Genomic DNA, 19,670 nt, shown 5'->3' on the forward strand with positions numbered 1-19,670 from the left:
TTTATCATCTTAAAAGTATTTATGTACATTTTCTAAACATTTTAAGATTAATTTAGTGGTATTTTCTAAATCTTCAATTTCTATAACTTCCACTGGTGTGTGTATGTATCTTGAAGGCACTGAAACAACTCCTGTTGGTATACCATCTCTTGTTAAGTGAATAGCTGTTGCATCAGTCGTTCCACCGTCTCCCACTTCGTATTGAACAGGTATTTCAGTTTCCATTTTTCCTTCAACTTCTTTTTTGTTAATTTCTTTTAACATTTTTAAGACTTTTCCACTTACGATGATACCCCTTCCTGAAGCGTCTGCAATTGTAATAACAGGACCTTTACCCATTTCTACAGGTGCGTCTTCTAATTTAATTCCCGGGTGGTCCCCACAGATTGTAACATCTAAAGCAAATGCTATATCGGGGTTTATTCCAAATGCGGATGTTTTAGCACCTTTTAAACCAACTTCTTCTTGAACGGTACCAACTGCATAAAATTGACAGTCGAGTCCTTCTTTTTCTTTTAAAGCTGATATTTGTTTCATAGCTTCCAAAAGCACAGCACAACCTGCCCTGTTATCAAAGGATTTACAAGTTATTCTTTTATCTCCGAGCATATCAAAATCGGTTCTAAATGAGATGGAGGTTCCTATTTCGATACCCATAGCTTCTGCTTCTTCTCTGTTTGAAGCACCTACGTCGATAAACATTAAGTCAGATTTAATTAATTTGTTTCTTTCACTTTCATCCATTTTATGAGGTGGTTTTGAACCTAAAACACCGATTATGTCACCTTTTGTAGTGTGAACAACTACTTTTTGGTTTAATAACATTTGGTCGTTTATTCCGCCGATTTTAACAAATTTTAAGAAACCTTTATCATCAATGTATTTTACCATTAAACCTATTTCATCCATGTGTGTTGCAATCATTATTTTAGGTCCTTTTGAACCTTTTTTTGCGATTAAATTACCAAAATTATCCTCATATATTTCGTCAGCATATTTTTCTAATTCTTTTCTCATGTAATTTCTTACATTATCTTCATTTCCTGAAATACCTTTTTCAGTTGCTAAATCTTTTAAATAGTCTAATGTAGACACTTTTTCACCTTATTTTGGCGTATTTGATATATTATCTATTTAATTCTAGTATTAATAATAAATAATAATTAATACGTTATTATGTAATTTATTGTCATAACTATTATTTTAGTGATAATTTATAAAGATATCCATTTTAATTTAATTTTCATCATAAATAATGACATATGCGATAAAAAAAGTATAAAGAATAAAAAGAATAAGATAAAAATAAGGCAAAAGTGAAATAAAAAATAATATAGAAAATATGTAAAACTTAATTTAAATTTTATTTAAATTTTATTTAAGTTTATAAGCTTTAAAGCCACCTACTAATCGCTTTGTTTTAAAACCCATTAATTTTAAGAGTGTAGCTATCGTTTGGCTTCTCATACCGCCCCTTGCACAATATACGATTATTTCTTTGCTTTTATCCAATTGTAAGAATTCATCAACCAATCTTGGAATTCCTACCTTCATATATTGCCCTGCAAGTTCTATGGCTTTTTCTTTACCTTCTTTTTTGAAAACAATGCCCATATTTTTATGTTCATCATCCATAAAGAGAGGTATATTTATTGAATGAGGTATTCTTTTTTCATGATATTCGTGAGGTGACCTTGCATCAACTAATATGTAATTCTCATTAAAATCGTTTATAGTTGCATCTTCGTCACCTATTAGGTATACTCCATCATATTCTAAGTCGTTATCTGGTAAAAGATAGTTTAATTCCTCATTTGTTATTAAAGACTCATCTAGTTCCTTGCCTATTGAACTCAAGAAAGATTTAATATTTATAGGCTCAAAATAAATTAATTTATTTTCGCTTTCAATCTTTTCAAATGTAAAAACTTCCGGTTTTTTGATTCCTTTTGAAGTTTTTAATATGAAAGATGCTAATTCTCCACCCAATTTACCTGCAAGTATTTTTTCACCATCAGTTATTACTTTTGAACCATTATGTAGCATAATTACCAATACTACATCTTTTTTAAAAGTTAATAACCTTGAAAGTATTTCTTCGTCCATAAAATCACATTATATCAATAATTCGTTGTTTTTTATAAGTAAATATCAACATACTAAAAATAGTAAAATACATATTATCAAAATATTAAACTAGTAAATTATTAAATTATTAAAATTATATTTATATATTAGAATATTAGTATATCAAGATATTAAAATAAATTGTACCTTATATTGTTAAATCCTAAATTTTTAAATTGTTTTCTTTTAAAACCAAATTTACAAATTTCTCTACTTCTTTGAAAGAGTCTTTTGAATCTATATTATTTATTTCCAAAGCACAATCTACTTTTTTAATATGTCTTAAATAATGGTCTGCGTAAAGGTTTTCTTCAATCATTTCGGAAGCTTTATAATATTCATCATTTTTAATTAGCTCTTCAATATCTTTAAGGACGTCAACCATTTTATGTTTAAAAAAACTTTGTAATAAGTTAATTTTACCTATTAAAACTTCTTTTTCTTCTTTATTTTGAGGTTCGTACCATTTTAAAAGCCTTTTCATTTGGCAATCGTATGGGCAATCAATTAAAATATTGTTACTATAATTTTTCAAATCAGAATATGGTTCAGGTATTTTAACCTTATCCTGTCCACCTATATACCTACCTTCAAATTCTACGATACAATAGCCTTTTTCTAATGCCTTTTCGTGTTGTTCATTAAGTAATCGGTCAAAAGTTTCTTGGTCATTCTGTTTTAAATGATACAAGTCCCCTAAAACGCTTCCCTTGGTGTTTGCACAGCCTTCTATATCCACCACAGAATAGTTATTTTCTTTTAGCAATTCTAATATTTCGGTCTTTCCACAACCCGTTTTTCCAAATAATCCGATAATTATCATTTATGCACCTATGTATTTCAGTTTGTAACTGTAAGTACATATGACTTCGTAGTATAAAAACCCTATTAAAAATCTGATACCTATTAAATAAACTAATTGTTTAAATACATCTAAATATATAATCTTATAAATATATTGATATATAAATTTATTAAAAAAATAATACGATATTATATATTACTATACGGTACTATTAGTACTATAAAGTACTATTGCAACTACAATTTGGATTTTTCTTAATTTTAAATGTTAAAAACTCATTATTTTTTAAATTTACTGACAATAGTTTATTTTTTAAAGTTTCACCATATCCGGTGATGTATTTTATAGCTTCTCCTACTTGTATAGAGCCAATAACACCTGCTGTAAATCCTAAAACCGGTACTTTGTCCTTATTTGCTTTTGTTTTAAATATACATCGTAAACAGGGAGTTTCTCCGGGTACCATTGTTGTAGCTTGCCCGTGCATTCCCTCAATTGCACCATGTACCAGTGGTTTATCGTATTTTAAAGCCAAATCATTTAAAATGTATCTTGCTTCAAAGTTATCCAGGCAATCAATTATTAAATCACTTTCTTTTATAAATTTTAAATTTGAATTTAAGTCTTTTTTCTCTAATTTCTGATTAAAAGTATTTATTTTTACATTAGAATTTAGTTTTTCTAATTTTTCTTTTGCTGAATCTACCTTTAATTGACCCAAATTAGTTTCATTATGAATTATTTGACGATTAAGATTTGATAATTCTATATCTTGGTAATCTAATACGTTAATTTCACCAATGCCTGCAGAAGTTAGGTATTGTAGAACTATCGAGCCCAAACCACCCGCTCCAATCACCGCAACTTTAGAACTGAGTAATTTGTCCTGTGATTCATATCCAAATCCATCTAACTTAATCTGTCGAGCATATCTCTCGTAATCTTTGTAATCTTTGTAATCTTTGTAATTAATCTCATTTTGTGTATAATCCATATTTTCACCGAATTTAGAATAATAATTATAATAAAAATAACAATATATCAATATATATACGCCCTTGCACTATATATTATAAATTATTTATTATATGCCATCGTGATAAAAATGAGATGTTTTTTAGCTATTGAATTGGACGAAGAAATTAATTTAAAGATAAATGAATTTAAAAAGGATTTGATAAGTGAATTAAATAATAATAAAAATAATACTAATAATAAAAATAGTATAAAATTTGTAGAAGATGAAAATTTACACATTACCGTAAAATTTTTAGGAGATATATCCGAAAAACAACTTGAAGATTTAAAAAAGGTTAAATTGAATATTAATAAAAATATAACGGTAAAAGGTTTAGGTTTATTCCCTAATAAATACGAACCAAGGGTTTTATGGGTTGGAATTTCTGATTTAGAGGACGAATTTAAAGAAGTTGACAAAAAATTGTCCAAAATTGGTTTTAAAAAACAATATGGGGTCAATTACACTAAAAAAATAATTTCGCACCTAACTATTGGAAGAATTAAAAACATTGATTATGATACTAAGAAGTGGATATTGGAATTTGTTAAAAATAATAAATCTCTTGAATTTGGAAGTTGCAATATTACTAAAATTTCTTTGAAGAAAAGCACTTTGACGCCAAATGGACCGATATATGAGACTGTATACGAATATAAAAATAAGTAATAATTAAAGATTATTTGTTAATTATTTATTATTACTTTATTACCTTATTATATTCTTTATATTCTTTATATTCGATTTTATTTAGTATTTGTGGATATTATTTTAATTGCTCTAGGATAATTGCAGGACATATCTTTTTAATACCTTTAATAGTGCCCAATTTATTAAATAAAATTTCAGATAGTTCTTTACCATCTTTTGCCCATATTTCTGTCATAATCATGTGGTCGCCAGTTGAAGTATATACTTTTTTAATCTCTTCGAACTCACATAAACTTTGCGCAACGGATAAAAAGTCTTCAGGGTTTGTGTCAAAACCAGTTAGAGCAACTACGCCATATCCAAGTTTTGAGGTATTTATGTTGGTTGTATACCCCTTGATGACCCCTTCTTCTTCCATCTTCTTTACTCGCTTTCTAACAGAACTTTCGCTTGTTTTAAGCTTTTTTGCAATTTCGGTAAATGCCATTCTGCCATCATCCATAAGCATATTTAAAATATCCATATCTTTATTATCCAAATTATCACCCAAACCCTATGGCATATAATTTTCTTGGTAAGATTGAATCAATTATGCCCATATAGACATTTTGAACAATTTCTATAAAATAAGTAATAGTAGTATTTAATACATCTCTATTAAACCCTAATTTTTATATGAATATATTACCAAATATAGTATAAAATATTATGATTATTAGCCATCGACTATTAATCATATTGTAGATTATTAAAATATACCAAATAGTTATTACGATATTGTTCTTGGTTATCCATTCACAATTATAAATATGGTATATTTTAAAAAAATATAATTATTAATGTTTAATATAATTATAAAAATTTAACTATTATTTATTACCTTTTATTATTTAAGTATTTAACGGGTCATTTATTTTTTAAGAATAAGTAATAAATTTTATAAAATATTTAATACTTATTATGTATTTAATAGTAATTAATAATAATAATAATAATAATAATAATAATCAATAGCAATCTATAGTAATTATTTTTAATATTGGGTATTATTTTAATTACCTGTAGGATTTTAAAACTTCTTCCTTTAAACTATCGTATATTCTTTTCTTATAATCTAAAAATTCAGCGCTAATTCTACTTCTTGGTCTTTCAATATTAATATCAACAATCTCTTTAATTTTGCCAGGTCTTGCGCTCATAATGACAACTTTATCCGATAAATAAATTGCTTCGTCTACACTATGTGTTATAAAAAGTATTGTTTTTTTATCAGTTTCCCATATTTTTAAGAGATGATTTTGTAGCATGGACCTTGTTTGAGCATCTAAAGCACCAAAAGGCTCATCCATAAGTACAATTTGAGGGTCATTTGCAAGGGTTCTGGCTATTGCTACTCTTTGTTGCATTCCGCCACTCAATTCATAAGGGTATGAATTCTCAAAATCTTCCAAACCAATCATTTGTATGTACTTTCTTGCAATAGTTAATCTTTCTTCTTTTGGAATGTTTTTAACTTCAAGACCAAAAGTGATATTTTGTAGCACAGTTCGCCAAGGCATGAGTGTATATTGCTGAAATACCATACCTCGTTCCGCGTTTGTACCTTCTACTTTTTTCCCATTGAATATTATTTCCCCATCAGTTATTGATTCGAGTCCTGCAACCATTCTTAAAAGGGTTGATTTTCCGCAACCACTAGGGCCCACGATTGATATAAATTCATTTTCACCGATTTCTAAGGAAACGTTATCTACTGCAAGTACTTCATTTTTACCCGTATATCTCTTTGTAACGTTTTTAATTTGCAAAGTCATGAAGTACACCTATTTATTAATTTTCAAGTATATTATTTCTTTTAATTTTTTTATTTTTTATTTTTTATTTATTTATATTTTAATTTTATTATCTATTTTATTCAATTATTTAACCATGGATTTCCATTTAAATTTCTTATTTTCGATATATCTTAATCCTCGGTCTAAAACTATGCCTATAATACCAATAACTATCATAGCAGCCACAATAATATCCATTCTACTTAAAGAATATGCGTACATAATTAAATAGCCCAATCCTGAGTCACTTCCAGGCAACATCTCTGCTGCAACCACGCACATCCATGCAATACCTGCCCCTACTCTCAAACCTGTTAATATGCTTGGAGAAGCTGCCGGTATGATTACTTTTTTCAAAACGTTGGCTCCAGTACAACCTAACGTTTTTGAAGCCTCTATCAAAATTTTTGGGACTTCTTTGACACCTGCGACGGTATTTATCAATATGGGGAAAAATGCACCTATAAATATGATAAAAATTATTGAAACGTCGCCCACACCAAACCAAGCTAAAGTTAAAGGAACCCACGCTAATGGCGGTATTGGCCTTAAAAGTTCTATAAACGTATCGAAAATGTCATTTATAGGCCTATAATATCCCATCATAATGCCCATAGGGACTGCAACTGCAAAAGCTACCAAAAATCCGGTTAAAACTCTTGTAATGCTTATAATTGAGTTATCGATAATTGTACCAGTACCTAACAGAGTCATTGTGGGGTTTAGCAATACTGCAATTATTGATTCCAATCTAGGAATTACAGTCGGTTTTCCCACATATATTGCAAAAACCTCCCATGCAACGACTATTAATGCAGGTAGTAGTATACCTTTTAAATTCTTCACGAATGACACCTATTTATTATTAAAATTAAATTAAACTAAATTAAATACGAGATTAGATTATAATATATGTTTAATTGAATTAAAACTAAATTTAAATGTATTTTAAATAATATAATATGGAATATAGTATATAAAGATTAGACATTAATAGAAAATTTTCAAGATAATTATTGTGTATTCGAAAAATAACAATATAATAATGGATTATAAGAAACTTAATAAAAAGAGTAATAAAAAGAGTAATAAAAAACCTATACCATATATAATTTGGTAATCTTTGATAATACCTCATAATATTTAGTATCCAATGGAATATTATAAAAATAAATCCCGTCCCCCTGTAAATTACAAATTAGCCAGTTAATTAGTTGAATGAGTGTAATTACATATTCGAATATCCAACACAATGAATATATACTTAAAGAATTAATTTTAAAATAATAACTATGGTTAAAAAACCATAAACTCAAAAATAAAAAGGGGAGAACATGGGTGTAAAATATAAAATAAACATAAAAACAGAAGATAGAAGATATGCAGGCACTGATTCAAATGTGTTCTTAAAATTATATGGCGAAAGAGGGATTAGCGAAACCTACAGATTAAATAAATACATTAAAGGAAATGCTTTTAAAAGAAACGCAACAGACCATGTTGAATTAGATGTTGGACAAGATATTGGGGATATTTATAAAATAAAATTATCTACTGACGGTAGATTTGCAGGTTCTGGCTGGTTACCTGATTTTATGACAATTGTAAATGATGGTTCAGATAGGCAAGAAACTAAATTCTTCGTTAACCAGTGGCTTGATGGTAACGAAGTTGAAAGAAACGCTGTAAACTATAATAGTGCGTCAGTTGACCCGATTGAACAAAATTCTATATCTGTAGCGGGTGAAACTAAAATATTTGATAATAGGCAAGGTAACGAACCTATAGACTATAGCTTTAGATTTTTAAGTAAGTTTACGACTGAAATGGATTTTTTAGAAAAAACAGCTTCGACTATTTCGACAGGTACTGAGATAAAGGGTTCATTTTTAGATTACTTTGAAATGTGCGTAAAATTAGAAGCTACGGGAGCGGTTGAAAATCAAATTGAGAAAAAAATAGGCACCGAAGAATTGATTGAAGAAAGCGTGGCTATGACCATCCCTGCAAAGGAAATGATTGAATTAACACCCTATTGGATAACAAACTATTATAAGGACATGGTTAATATGGGGGATAGCTCTATTGAACTACTTGTACCATATCAAAAGGAATTTGGCGGTTATAAGGTAATTAGGATAGATGCTCAAAATAACCAGAACGTTATGGTAAATAAAAAATAAAGGTTAAAAACTAATTTAAAAATAAAATAATAATTTATAATATATTTTTTACACACCTCTACTATATGAAATATTATATGAAATTATCGGCAAATACGCAAATTACTAATTAATATACCATATTTATCAATTTAAATCCAATTTAGCATACTAAAAATTAAAAATTAAAAATTAAAATGTAAAAACTAATTGGAAAATTAAAAAAGATAAATTGAAAATGGTGGAAATATGCCGGAAGACGAATATAAAAAATATATCGTCCAAATAAAGACTCAAAACCGTGAATATGCAGGTACTGATTCAAATGTTTTTTTAAGACTGTATGGTGACGTGGGAGTAAGCAAACAATATATATTAAATGAATATTTGGACAGTAATCCATTTAAACAAGATTCCTTAATACAATTAGAATTGAATAACGGTAAAGATATTGGAGATATTTACAAAATAAAATTATCCACCGATGCTACAGTTGGGAATTCGGGGTGGTTGCCAGAGTACGTCACCGTTAAGAATAAGTATGGAAATAGGGCGGAAAATAAATTTTATATTAATGAGTGGTTAAATGGAAAAGAAATAGAAAGAAATTCGATAAATTACAAAACACTGCAAATTCAGATTACGGATGAGCAGTCTTTTTTAATTCCTGGTCAATCTAAAACTATAGACAATAGGGATGGTAGCCCTTATAACCATCAAGAAATTGTTTTTACAAACAAATTCGTATACAATATTGACTATATAGGCAATTATGTGTCAGGGATATTCGATACTGAAGAAGATAGGCTCAAAAATTTTGAATGGTTCAAACATAGGTTAGAAACTGAAGGTAAGGGTGCTTTGGAAAATCAAATGGGGAAAAAGCTGGGATTTGAAGAAACTTTGTACAAAGAGGCAGATTTTTCACATCGTGAATATCAATATAAATTGTATGAATTAACCCCATATTGGGAAACAAAGTATCATAGACAGCTTATTGAAATGGGCAGTTGTTCTTTAAAAGCATTTGTACCATATTCTTGTGAATATTGGGGTTATAAACTAATAATAACGGATAGAGACAATAATCAAAAAATTGAATGGCATAAAAAACCATAATCTCGGGATTAAAATAAAACAAAAGAATATAAAGAATATAAAGAATAATAATAATAATAATAATATTAAAATAAAAAAATAAAATAATTTAAAAATACTTTTAAATTATATATCTTCTTTTAATTTTCTTTTTTAAATTAATAAGTTTAAAATTAATCTTTTAAAAGTTATAAAAGATTGTACTTTTTAATAATACATTTGCGCCAACGTTTACGTTGTTATATTCTGCAATAGGCTCACATTTTGCTTTAAATATATAATATATAGGTTTTGAACCACTATTTTCATTTTTTAATAACTCATATTCGGTTAAACTCTCATAGTTACCCATACCTTTTGAAATAACGATATCAGCGTTTTTAAATTCATTTCTAAACTCTTCGGAAGATTCTTCAAATCTTGTACCGATTACGTCTGTACCGCTGGTTATAACTTTTGTTATGTCTGGAATACCTGCTTCTATAGCATCTTCCATTGTAGCATCGTTCAAAATTGGCTTACCTTTTACTGCAACCGTAACATTGGCATAATTCATTAATTCTTCAACCAATGGTCTATCAAATACTATTTCACCGGCATTGTCACAGATGTATATTATTTTAAGCTTTTCTTTTCTTTTTGATTTATTTTCGGTGCCTGTTTTCGAGTTTTCATCGCTTTGTTTTAAATCTGCCAAAAGTTCCTTTGAATAATCGATATCTAAAATTCCTTCGATAGTTTGTTCAACCTTATGTTCAATATTATCCTTAGTCCCATAAGGTCCAAAATCAATTACATTTCCAGCAATTGCCAATTTTGCCTTATTTTGTAATCTTTTTAACTCATCTCCTTCGTTTACTTCATCGATAATGGTTTTTGTGAGATATTGCTTTGCATATATGTTCGCATTTCTCTTTAATTTCTCATAAGGGTCTTGAGAGTTGCTGATTTCTTTTATATGTCTATGTACATGAGTACCCATCCACGCCGGGACAGCATCAGCGCCATAAACGTCGGTTATTTTCTGCATGGTGGATTTTATTAATTCGAATTTCTTCTCGTCGTCATCCGTTATTTCATTTATTGCATCAACTATCTGTCTACTTATACATATTGAGCATGAGGGTTTTATTTTCAAAATATCACCTTATTGGATAAATTTAAAATTAATTTCGCAAATTAAAATAATTGATTAACCCACATTTGTGGATAATTATTATTAACTAACTATATAATCAATATAATAATATAAGTGATTTATTATAAAAAAATAAGTTGGAAATTCAAATTAAGATTCAAATTTAAAAATAAAATAATAAGTAATAACTAATAAATAATAAAGTAAAAGTAAAAAAGTTATTTGTATTTTATTTATTTAGCTATTTAGTTAATTAGTTAATTAGTTAATTAGTTAATTAGTTAATTAGTTAATTACTTCTTTAAAACTTTTACTTTTTTAGAGCTGTTACCTACGAGCACTTTGTCACATTTTGAGAAAATACCGTTTTCTACAACTCCTACGATGTTGTTTAACTCTTTTTCCTTTACAGCTGCTTCATCTATTTTTGTAAATACATCGATAATCATATTTCCATTGTCAGTAATAACTGGACCCATTTTACCGCCTGAAACTCTAATTGAAGGAGCAGTGTTCATTTCTAATAATGTGTTTAAAACTGTTGAATATGCGAAAGGTAATACTTCTAAAGGTACAGGTGTATTTTCACCTAATGAAGGCACTACTTTACTTTCGTCAACTAAAACTACAAATTCTTTAGCGCAATAATCGATAACTTTTTCCATTGTGTGGCAACCGCCACCGCCTTTTATGAGTGATAAAGTCCCTTCTTCTACTTCATCAGCACCATCTACTGCAAGGTCGATTTGACCTGCTTGGTCGAGTGAAACTAATGGTATTCCACATTGACTTGCTAACATTTTAGCGTCAAAGGATGTAGGTACTCCGTAAATGTACAATTCCTCTTCCAATACTCTTTTACCTAATTCTTTAATAAACATGTTTGAAGTTGAACCGGAACCTAAACCGATAACCATTTCATCTTTCACTAATTTTGACGCTTCTTGTGCTACTTTTAATTTTAAATCGTCCTGGGTTTCTGCGGATTTTTTCTTAGCCATTTTTTCACCGTATTGTAACCAAATAATAAGTTTTAATAAATTTAATAAGTTAATAATTTAATAATTTAATAAGCTAATAAACATAAATAAATATTAATTAAATAATTTTAATAAATTTGATAATTTTTAATAAATATTTAAAAACAAGATAATCAATTAAACAATTAAATTAAATTAAATAAATTATAACTACGAAAATTATTAGAAATTTATATTGTTTAATTGTTTATTCATTTATTTACTTATTCTATTTATTCTACTTCTTCTAATAATTTTATTGTAAATACTAATGTTTCTCCTGCTAATTCAGGGTTGAAATCAATAACAACTTCTTCATCAGTAACTTCTGCGATAATTGCTGGCGGGTACATTTCTCCCAACATAATACACATACCTTCTTCAGGTTCAAATTCTGCATTTTCAAACAAATTTCTTGGGATTTTCTCAACTAATTCGTCATTTCTTTGACCGTAAGCTTTTTCAGGTGGTAATGTAACTGTGATTTCTTCACCAACGCTGAGGTCTAATACCGCTTCTTCAAAGCCTTGTATCATTTGTCCTTCGCCCACTACAAATTCTAAAGGTTCGTAAGGTCTGTTTTCGTCGTATAAACCTTCTTCTTTTGCTACTGCTTCTATAGAGGTATCAAATATTCCTCCATCTTCAAATCTACCGATGTAGTCTACTTTTATTCTACTTCCTTTTGAAACCATTTTATCACACATCTCTCGTGTTATGTTTAAATTATGTATTTTTACATATCTTAAATATACGTATGATAGTAACTAGTGATTATTATAAAATTATGAAATAATAAGTCTAAATTATTAGAAATATTTTTGAATATTTTTAAAATATTTTAGTACATTATTGTACTTTTTTAGTACATTTCCATTTTATTTTAAAACATTATTTTAACATTATTTTAAAATAAGTTCACCATAATAAATTCATACACGCTAATTATTTTTATATCTATTGATATAAAATTTATAGCCTACATTTTGATATACATATTGAAGTTATAAACATATATCCGCATCATTATATTATATATATTTTATTATTTGTCAAGAAATTGAGTAAACCCTGTAATTAATACCACTTAACAAAATATCGATTTATAAACGCTTAACCATAAAGCTATTGGTTATCAAATTATCTATTATCAAATATATGTTTTATTTAATTTTTTAGTTTTTATTACTATAGTTTTTATTTTTTTATTTAGCTATTTTTCATCTATTATTTAGCTATTATTTAGTATTTATTTTATATAGCAAAGTTTTTAAAACAATTTTTTTAAATCAAATCAAAACATATAAAAATTAAAAGAGATTAAACTTTAAAGGAGTAATCTTTACAGATTATTTCTTCGTAAAAAATCTTTATTATTTAAATTAAATAGAATCGTTATAATACAATACATATAATAGACATATAATATAGACATATACTACAAACTACAAAATTATCAAATAGATATTGTAACACAAAACGATGTAACAATAAAACAAAACTAATATCGACTAAGGTGAAAAAATGATTAGTGTGAACAAAGCATCATTACCTATCGTTGAAAAAATGATAGAAAATGCCGAAGAAATGAAAATCGATGTTTTAAAATTAGAAAATGGTGCTACAGTTTTAGACTGTGGTGTTAATGTTGACGGTAGCTTTGAAGCTGGTAAATTATTTACAAAAATCTGTTTAGGCGGAATTGCTCACGTTGGTGTTAGCATTGCTGGAACCTTAGAAAATGGTATAGTATTACCATGCGTAAAAGTTAAAACCTCACAACCTGCAATCGCTACATTAGGCGCTCAAAAAGCTGGATGGAGCATTAAAGTTGGCAAATTCTTTGCTATGGGTTCAGGACCTGCGAGAGCTTTAGCAAAAATGCCAAAAGCTACATACGAAGAAATTGACTATGAAGATGATGCAGATATTGCTATTTTATGTTTAGAAGCTTCAACATTACCAAATGCAGAAGTAGCTGAGTTCGTTGCTGAAAAATGTGGCGTAGCTGTTGATAAAGTATACTTATTGGTAGCTCCTACCTCATCAATAGTTGGTGCTATCCAAATCAGCGGTAGAGTTGTAGAAAATGGTACATACAAAATGTTAGAAGCTTTACACTTTGACGTAAGAAAAGTTAAATTTGCAGCAGGTATCGCTCCAGTTGCTCCTATTATCGGAGACGACATGAAAATGATGGGTGCTACAAACGATATGGTTTTATACGGCGGTAGAACATACTACTACATTGAAAGCGATGAAAATGATGACGTAGAAGCTTTATGTAAAGCGTTACCTTCATGTTCAGCTGAAACATACGGAAAACCATTCTTAGAAGTATTTAAAGAAGCAGAATACGACTTCTACAAAATCGACAAAGGAATGTTCGCTCCTGCAGTTGTTACAATCAACGACATGAGAACCGGTAAATTAGTAACAGCTGGTAAAATGAACCCTGAAGTTGTTAAAAAATCATTAAAATACGTAGAATTAGAATAATTAATAAATCAAAATAATAAACTAATAAAATAATAAACTAATAAAATAAAATATACTTTTTTCTTTTCTTTTTTCTTTTTACAATGACTTGTTCTAAATCAAAAATTATAAAAATAGAATATAATAAAATTAGTTATGTATTAATTTAAACAATTGCAAAATTTAATAATAATTGAATATATGATAATATGATACATAATTAGATATATAATCCTATATGAGGTTATATTTTAAATTAAAAGCTTAATTAAACTCTAAATTCATTAATTCACAGTAATGAATTAAAAAGTTTTATATAGTTTGTATACAAACGTTTTTAAAATTACTTATTGGAGGTAAACAATGGATTTTGGATTATTATCGTTAGTTCCGCCTATAGTGGCGATTGGATTAGCACTTTTAACTAAGAGGGTGTACACATCCTTATTTTTAGGTATTGTGGCAGGTTCTTTAATATTTAATATGAATAACTTAGGTAACGTACCTATGCACTTAATTGATAGCTTTTTAGGTAGTCTTGAAATTATGTCAATTACAGGCGTTTCTTCATTTACCGAAGCTGGTAACCTATGGAATTTGTTAATTTTGTTATTTTTATTTATGTTGGGCGCTTTAATTGCTTTAATTACAAGAGCAGGAGGAGCCCTCGCTTATGGAAATTGGGCAGCACAGAAAATTAAATCAAAAGAGGGAGCATGCGTTTCCACATCAATTTTAGGTTTATTGTTGTTCATTGATGATTACTTTAACTGTTTAACTGTGGGTACAGTTATGAAACCAGTTACTGACAAATTTAACATTTCAAGAGCTAAATTGGCTTACATTATTGACTCAACCGCTGCACCAGTATGTATTCTTATGCCTGTTTCAAGTTGGTTTGCTGCTGTTTTAGGTAACTTAAAAGATGCAGGTGTAGGTAGTGACGCTTTAGCACATATGACACCTTCAGATGTATTTATGTCAGCGATTGCTTACAATTCATACGCAATAGTTGCTTTATTCATGGTTTTAGTAATAATATCAAAATTAAAATGGGATTTTGGACCTATGAAAGACCACGAGAAAGTTGCAGAAGAAACTGGAGATTTATTCCACGGTAATACAGATAAAGCTTCAGCAGAATCAGAAATTGAACCATTAGGAAACGGAAAAGTAAGTTACTTAGTAGTTCCAATATTGGTTTTAATCGTTTCAATCGTGTCCGCTATGCTTGTTTCAGGAGGCATATTGGGTGGTGCAAGTTTATTTGACGCAATTACAGGTATTGATGCTTCATGGGGTTTATTCTGGGGTGGATTAGTATCATTATTATTCACTACACTTTACTTCATCGCTACAAAAGCTGTTCCAGTTAACGAAATTGCTAAATTATGGGGAAAAGGCTCAAAATTAATGGTGCCTGCTGTAAGTATATTAATTTTAGCTTGGACATTAGGTTCAATCATTAAAGGAGATTTAAATACTGGTGTGTTCCTTGCATCTGTAATTCAAGGCTCAATACCTGTTGAAATAATACCTGCATTATTATTTGCAATTTCAGGATTTATGGCATTTGCTACAGGTACTTCATGGGGTACTTTTGGTATAGTATTACCTATTGCAGTTCCTATTGCGGTAAGCTTAGGCAATATAGAATTAGTTGTTCCATTTGTAGCAGCTACATTGGGTGGTGCAATATACGGTGACCACTCGTCCCCTATTTCAGATACAACAATTATGAGTTCCGCAGGTGCTGGTACAAACCACGTTGACCACGTTAACACACAGTTACCATATACAACATTAATTGGTATGTGTGCATTCTTCGGCTACTTGATAGTTGGTTACACAGTTAGTATGGGTTACTGGGTTTCAGTGCTCTTAAACTTAGGATTTGTAGGTTTAGCAGTTATAGGACTCGCTTACTTACTCCATAAAAGATTATAATACATATAATCTTTTTAATTATTATTTTAGATTATATTTTTATATTTAGTTTATTGTCGTTTACTATTTTTTATTTGTTATTATTATTATTATTATTATTATTACTCTAAAATAATCCCAACTAAATTAGTTAGTAATTAATATATAGCAAAAAATTCAATAAATATAATAATATATAGATTAAAAAAAAGACGTGTAATTAGATTGATAATTAGATTGATACCTACAGATATTTATTTACGACATAATATAAATTATGAAAATGGATTGGCATGTGCGGTGGAATTGTGCGAGATAATGATGAATATTTATCTGAATTAAAGTCAATAAAGGAAGAATTAAAAGCATTAAAAAAATGTTTAATTGAATATATCAATATTAGCATAAAAAATAACCCCAAATTAGATTTTGAAAATTTTTCGGAATTAGATTTTGAAAAAAATGAAATTACATTGGAAAATCAGTCTAATGAATTTAAAACATTTACTGATACAAATATTCGATATAATGAAACCTATTTTAAAAATGATAACCTAGATATCAACAATAAATATATCACAAATGAATATACTATAAAAATTAGCGAAATATCTGAAAAGGAAGTAATAGAGGTATTTGAACCTTTGTCCAATGAAAGAAGGCTAATAATATTAAATTCGCTTTTAACGTCAGATAGAACGTATTCCGAATTATCGAATATTACAGGAATACGTGGGGGAAATTTATTATTTCATTTGCGAAAACTCCAATGCTCTAAATTAATATCTCAAAACCACGACCGAGGAGACTATATATTAACCAGTAAAGGACAAAAGATTTTGAGTTTAATATATCAGGTTTACTACATAATTAGGGAAGATTAGATACTTAAAATAATAAAAATAAAATTGATGGTAAACAAAATTAATTTTTAAAAATTAAAATTATGGCGGGGATATAGTGGTTAATCTAAAAACAATGATTAAAAAGGACGTTAATAAAGCATATGTCGCTGCTACATTAAACGCCACATTAATCGGTTTGACATTTCTATTTACAAAATATGCTTTAGTATATGTGGAGCCGTTTGAAGTTTTATCTCTTAAATTCATTATTGCGTTTACTTTTCTAACATTAATACTAAAATTAGGTGTAAAAAAGGTTAATTTTAAGAAATTATTTGAATTTAAAAAAGAAATGTTGGCTTTGGGGATATTTCAACCAGTGTTATTTTTTGGCTTTCAAGTTTTTGGAATTAACTATTTGGGCGTTGCGCAAGTCGGCATATTGTATTCGATAGCACCTGTTGTAACCACCATTTTTGGGATATTAATTTTAAAAGAAACTATAAATTTAAAACAAGCAATTTTTATGTCACTTTCAATCATTGGGATAATATATATCTACATTATGCGGGGTATAGGCGGTTATTTCAATCCTGCGAATGAATCCAATATATTGGGCGTTATATTTATATTAGTTTCCATATTTGCAACTTCAATGTATGCCGTATCTAGTAGAAAGCTTTCTAAGAACCTTGACCCGATAACAATTACTTATGGTATGATGTTAATAGGTGCAATTGTTTTTACGGCGTTAAATATTGGAATTTCGGCGTTTTATGGCGTTCCAAATATCTTCACTAAATTATATGTAATAGGCCCTGAACTATTAAATTCCAATTTCATATCTTCTATATTATATTTAGGTATTGTAGTATCAGTTATTACATCATTCTTAGTTAATTATAGCCTAAGTAAGATAAAAGCTGCAGAATATTCAATTATTTCAAAATTATCAGTTGTAGTATCGATAATTTCGGCAATTATCTTTATGAATGAGACAGTTGCATTATATCAAATTATAGGGGTTTCTGCGGTAATATTGGGCGTAATAGGAGCTAATTATTACAGCGAGCATTAAAAATAAAATAAAATAATTTAAATTAAGTTAATTTAATTTAAATTAATTTAAATTACTGTTTATTAAATTATTTAAAAGATAGAATAGAATATATTAAATAAACATTGTTAAAAAAGGAACAGAACACGATATTTTAGTTAATTGGTGAAACAATGGACAGAAAAACAAATAATATTGCTAATAATACCAGTAATTTTATTAATATAAATATCAATAAAAATAATGAATTGGGGAAAACATTAAATAACAGCTCATTATCTAATAAACACATTTATGGACTTATTAGCGGGATAAAAACAAGTTCATTTACCAAAAAAACTTTAGGGGAACTTTTAAACGAAGATAAACCGGTAGTTATGGTAAATGGAGAAAGACATAGGATAAAACAGAGAGAGTTAGACTATTTAAAAGATATTGCTTCAAAAGATTTGAAAATACCAATCGTTTTACAGGTTGATTCTAATTTAAACGAAGGTACTATTAAAATAGAAGGAACAGAGGAAGTAAATGTAATTTCTAAAATATTAAATAAAGAAATTAATAAATTTGAAGAAAATAACCTGTTATATATCTATAAACCAGAATTAAGAGTCGTTAGGAAAAAATTACCGACTACTACAACTTATTTATTCAGAATGGGTATAGATTAAATTTATAATACCCTTTTGTAAATTTTAATTACTATTTTATTAAGTTTATTTTTAAGTTTATTTTTAAATTTAACCCCATATTTGGCATTATTTATTCTTTGTATGTAAAAATTTCTTCAATCGATACGTTAAATAATTTCGATAATTTAAACGCAATAATCAAAGAAGGGTCGTATTTACCCTTTTCTATGGCAGAAATAGTCTGTCTAGTAACCCCTATTTTTTTGGCTAGTTCATCTTGCGTTAAATCATTCATCGCTCGAAAAACTTTTATTTTATTGTCCATATTATCACAATCTTTTATCTTTTATCTTTTAAATGTCTCTTATAAATACTCTATTAATTGTCTCGCCTTGAGCGACCGATTAAACCGTATTTTTTACCAAAATAATATTTGAATCCGACAAAGGAAAGTAATAAAGCCATAGCTGACCAAGAAAGTGCTATCCCCGTAGTTACATGACCTTCCCAAGGTTGTGCATAAACAGGTGCTCCGTCAATAACGCTGAGTATGGATACAATATTCATCAATATTAAACCAACTACTGCAAAGGCTACAGTACATAAACCTAATGAGGCGTTTGCTGCTTTTTCGCTTACTTTTAAAACTAATTCATCTACTATAACTTCTTCTTTATCTAAATTTCTCCTTAATAAGAACATGAATAGCATTCCAGATAATACTGCTCCAAATACTACTATAACTTCTTTTATTGTTACACCATACATTGTTAACAGTGCTACATAAGCCATAACAAGTAATCTGTACTTCTTATATGATTCATAATTCATAATATCACCAATTTAGGTCTTATAATTTGTATATTCAAAATTAAAATT

20 protein-coding genes are annotated in these 19,670 nt (G+C 28.3%); 8 read left to right on the forward strand and 12 right to left on the reverse strand.

The window, feature by feature from the left end; translation table 11 throughout:
• Nucleotides 1-9: 9 nt before the first annotated feature.
• The 4 genes from M2325_RS03890 to M2325_RS03905 all read right to left on the reverse strand — a co-directional run bounded on the left by M2325_RS03890 (nucleotide 10) and on the right by M2325_RS03905 (nucleotide 3,926).
• Complete coding sequence (locus M2325_RS03890; RefSeq protein WP_209591461.1) at nucleotides 10-1,095, reverse strand: M42 family metallopeptidase; 1,086 nt, start codon at nucleotides 1,093-1,095, stop codon at nucleotides 10-12.
• 279 nt (nucleotides 1,096-1,374) lie between these two features.
• Nucleotides 1,375-2,106: a rhodanese-like domain-containing protein gene (locus M2325_RS03895; RefSeq protein WP_209631899.1), complete on the reverse strand. Its 732-nt coding sequence runs from the start codon at nucleotides 2,104-2,106 to the stop codon at nucleotides 1,375-1,377.
• Nucleotides 2,107-2,290: 184 nt separating this feature from the next.
• Complete coding sequence (locus M2325_RS03900; RefSeq protein ID WP_259051335.1) at nucleotides 2,291-2,950, reverse strand: selenouridine synthase SelU-like subunit; 660 nt, start codon at nucleotides 2,948-2,950, stop codon at nucleotides 2,291-2,293.
• Between the two features lie 199 nt (nucleotides 2,951-3,149).
• A complete protein-coding gene (locus M2325_RS03905; RefSeq protein ID WP_259051336.1) occupies nucleotides 3,150-3,926 on the reverse strand; it encodes a HesA/MoeB/ThiF family protein in 777 nt (258 codons plus the stop codon).
• A 111-nt stretch (nucleotides 3,927-4,037) separates the two neighbouring features.
• Between M2325_RS03905 and thpR the strand changes: the two genes are divergently transcribed.
• On the forward strand, nucleotides 4,038-4,619 hold the full coding sequence (gene thpR, locus M2325_RS03910) for an RNA 2',3'-cyclic phosphodiesterase (RefSeq protein WP_209591465.1): 582 nt from the start codon (nucleotides 4,038-4,040) through the stop codon (nucleotides 4,617-4,619).
• Between the two features lie 97 nt (nucleotides 4,620-4,716).
• Here thpR and M2325_RS03915 read toward each other — a convergent pair whose 3' ends face one another.
• The 3 genes from M2325_RS03915 to M2325_RS03925 all read right to left on the reverse strand — a co-directional run bounded on the left by M2325_RS03915 (nucleotide 4,717) and on the right by M2325_RS03925 (nucleotide 7,282).
• Complete coding sequence (locus tag M2325_RS03915; protein ID WP_209591466.1) at nucleotides 4,717-5,139, reverse strand: winged helix-turn-helix transcriptional regulator; 423 nt, start codon at nucleotides 5,137-5,139, stop codon at nucleotides 4,717-4,719.
• A gap of 517 nt (nucleotides 5,140-5,656) precedes the next feature.
• Entirely contained in the window at nucleotides 5,657-6,415 is a 759-nt protein-coding gene (locus tag M2325_RS03920) for an ABC transporter ATP-binding protein (RefSeq protein ID WP_209631897.1), read from the reverse strand.
• 105 nt (nucleotides 6,416-6,520) lie between these two features.
• Entirely contained in the window at nucleotides 6,521-7,282 is a 762-nt protein-coding gene (locus M2325_RS03925) for an ABC transporter permease (RefSeq protein ID WP_259051338.1), read from the reverse strand.
• A 488-nt stretch (nucleotides 7,283-7,770) separates the two neighbouring features.
• On the opposite strand from M2325_RS03925, the gene M2325_RS03930 reads away from it, so the two are divergent.
• Complete coding sequence (locus tag M2325_RS03930; protein ID WP_209591469.1) at nucleotides 7,771-8,619, forward strand: PLAT/LH2 domain-containing protein; 849 nt, start codon at nucleotides 7,771-7,773, stop codon at nucleotides 8,617-8,619.
• A 228-nt stretch (nucleotides 8,620-8,847) separates the two neighbouring features.
• A complete protein-coding gene (locus M2325_RS03935) occupies nucleotides 8,848-9,717 on the forward strand; it encodes a PLAT/LH2 domain-containing protein (RefSeq protein WP_259051340.1) in 870 nt (289 codons plus the stop codon).
• 160 nt (nucleotides 9,718-9,877) lie between these two features.
• Here M2325_RS03935 and M2325_RS03940 read toward each other — a convergent pair whose 3' ends face one another.
• The 3 genes from M2325_RS03940 to M2325_RS03950 form a co-directional block, all read right to left on the reverse strand.
• A complete protein-coding gene (locus M2325_RS03940; RefSeq protein WP_209591471.1) occupies nucleotides 9,878-10,834 on the reverse strand; it encodes a damage-control phosphatase ARMT1 family protein in 957 nt (318 codons plus the stop codon).
• Nucleotides 10,835-11,127: 293 nt separating this feature from the next.
• Nucleotides 11,128-11,835 carry a ribose-5-phosphate isomerase RpiA gene (gene rpiA, locus M2325_RS03945; RefSeq protein ID WP_209591472.1) on the reverse strand — a complete coding sequence of 236 codons (708 nt, stop codon included), beginning with the start codon at nucleotides 11,833-11,835 and terminating at the stop codon, nucleotides 11,128-11,130.
• Nucleotides 11,836-12,086: 251 nt separating this feature from the next.
• Nucleotides 12,087-12,548, reverse strand: coding sequence for an FKBP-type peptidyl-prolyl cis-trans isomerase (locus tag M2325_RS03950; protein WP_209591473.1), 462 nt, complete (start codon nucleotides 12,546-12,548; stop codon nucleotides 12,087-12,089).
• Between the two features lie 829 nt (nucleotides 12,549-13,377).
• Here M2325_RS03950 and mch point away from each other — a divergent pair.
• The 5 genes from mch to M2325_RS03975 all read left to right on the forward strand — a co-directional run bounded on the left by mch (nucleotide 13,378) and on the right by M2325_RS03975 (nucleotide 18,830).
• A complete protein-coding gene (gene mch / locus M2325_RS03955; RefSeq protein WP_209591474.1) occupies nucleotides 13,378-14,352 on the forward strand; it encodes a methenyltetrahydromethanopterin cyclohydrolase in 975 nt (324 codons plus the stop codon).
• A gap of 342 nt (nucleotides 14,353-14,694) precedes the next feature.
• Nucleotides 14,695-16,278 (forward strand): Na+/H+ antiporter NhaC family protein, encoded by a 1,584-nt coding sequence (locus M2325_RS03960; RefSeq protein WP_209591475.1) that lies wholly within the window; start codon nucleotides 14,695-14,697, stop codon nucleotides 16,276-16,278.
• A 287-nt stretch (nucleotides 16,279-16,565) separates the two neighbouring features.
• Nucleotides 16,566-17,141, forward strand: coding sequence for a winged helix-turn-helix domain-containing protein (locus tag M2325_RS03965; protein WP_259051341.1), 576 nt, complete (start codon nucleotides 16,566-16,568; stop codon nucleotides 17,139-17,141).
• A gap of 76 nt (nucleotides 17,142-17,217) precedes the next feature.
• Entirely contained in the window at nucleotides 17,218-18,180 is a 963-nt protein-coding gene (locus M2325_RS03970) for a DMT family transporter (protein ID WP_209591477.1), read from the forward strand.
• Nucleotides 18,181-18,332: 152 nt separating this feature from the next.
• Nucleotides 18,333-18,830 (forward strand): DUF61 family protein, encoded by a 498-nt coding sequence (locus M2325_RS03975; RefSeq protein ID WP_209591478.1) that lies wholly within the window; start codon nucleotides 18,333-18,335, stop codon nucleotides 18,828-18,830.
• 91 nt (nucleotides 18,831-18,921) lie between these two features.
• Here M2325_RS03975 and M2325_RS03980 read toward each other — a convergent pair whose 3' ends face one another.
• Both M2325_RS03980 and M2325_RS03985 read right to left on the reverse strand, forming a co-directional pair.
• Entirely contained in the window at nucleotides 18,922-19,116 is a 195-nt protein-coding gene (locus M2325_RS03980) for a helix-turn-helix transcriptional regulator (RefSeq protein WP_209631895.1), read from the reverse strand.
• A gap of 53 nt (nucleotides 19,117-19,169) precedes the next feature.
• Nucleotides 19,170-19,622, reverse strand: a complete 453-nt coding sequence (locus M2325_RS03985; protein ID WP_209591480.1) for a DUF2178 domain-containing protein — start codon at nucleotides 19,620-19,622, stop codon at nucleotides 19,170-19,172.
• Nucleotides 19,623-19,670 lie beyond the last annotated feature (48 nt).

The sequence above is a fragment of the Methanococcus voltae PS genome, assembly GCF_024807035.1.
GTDB lineage: Archaea > AGJL01 > Methanococci > Methanococcales > Methanococcaceae > Methanococcus > Methanococcus voltae.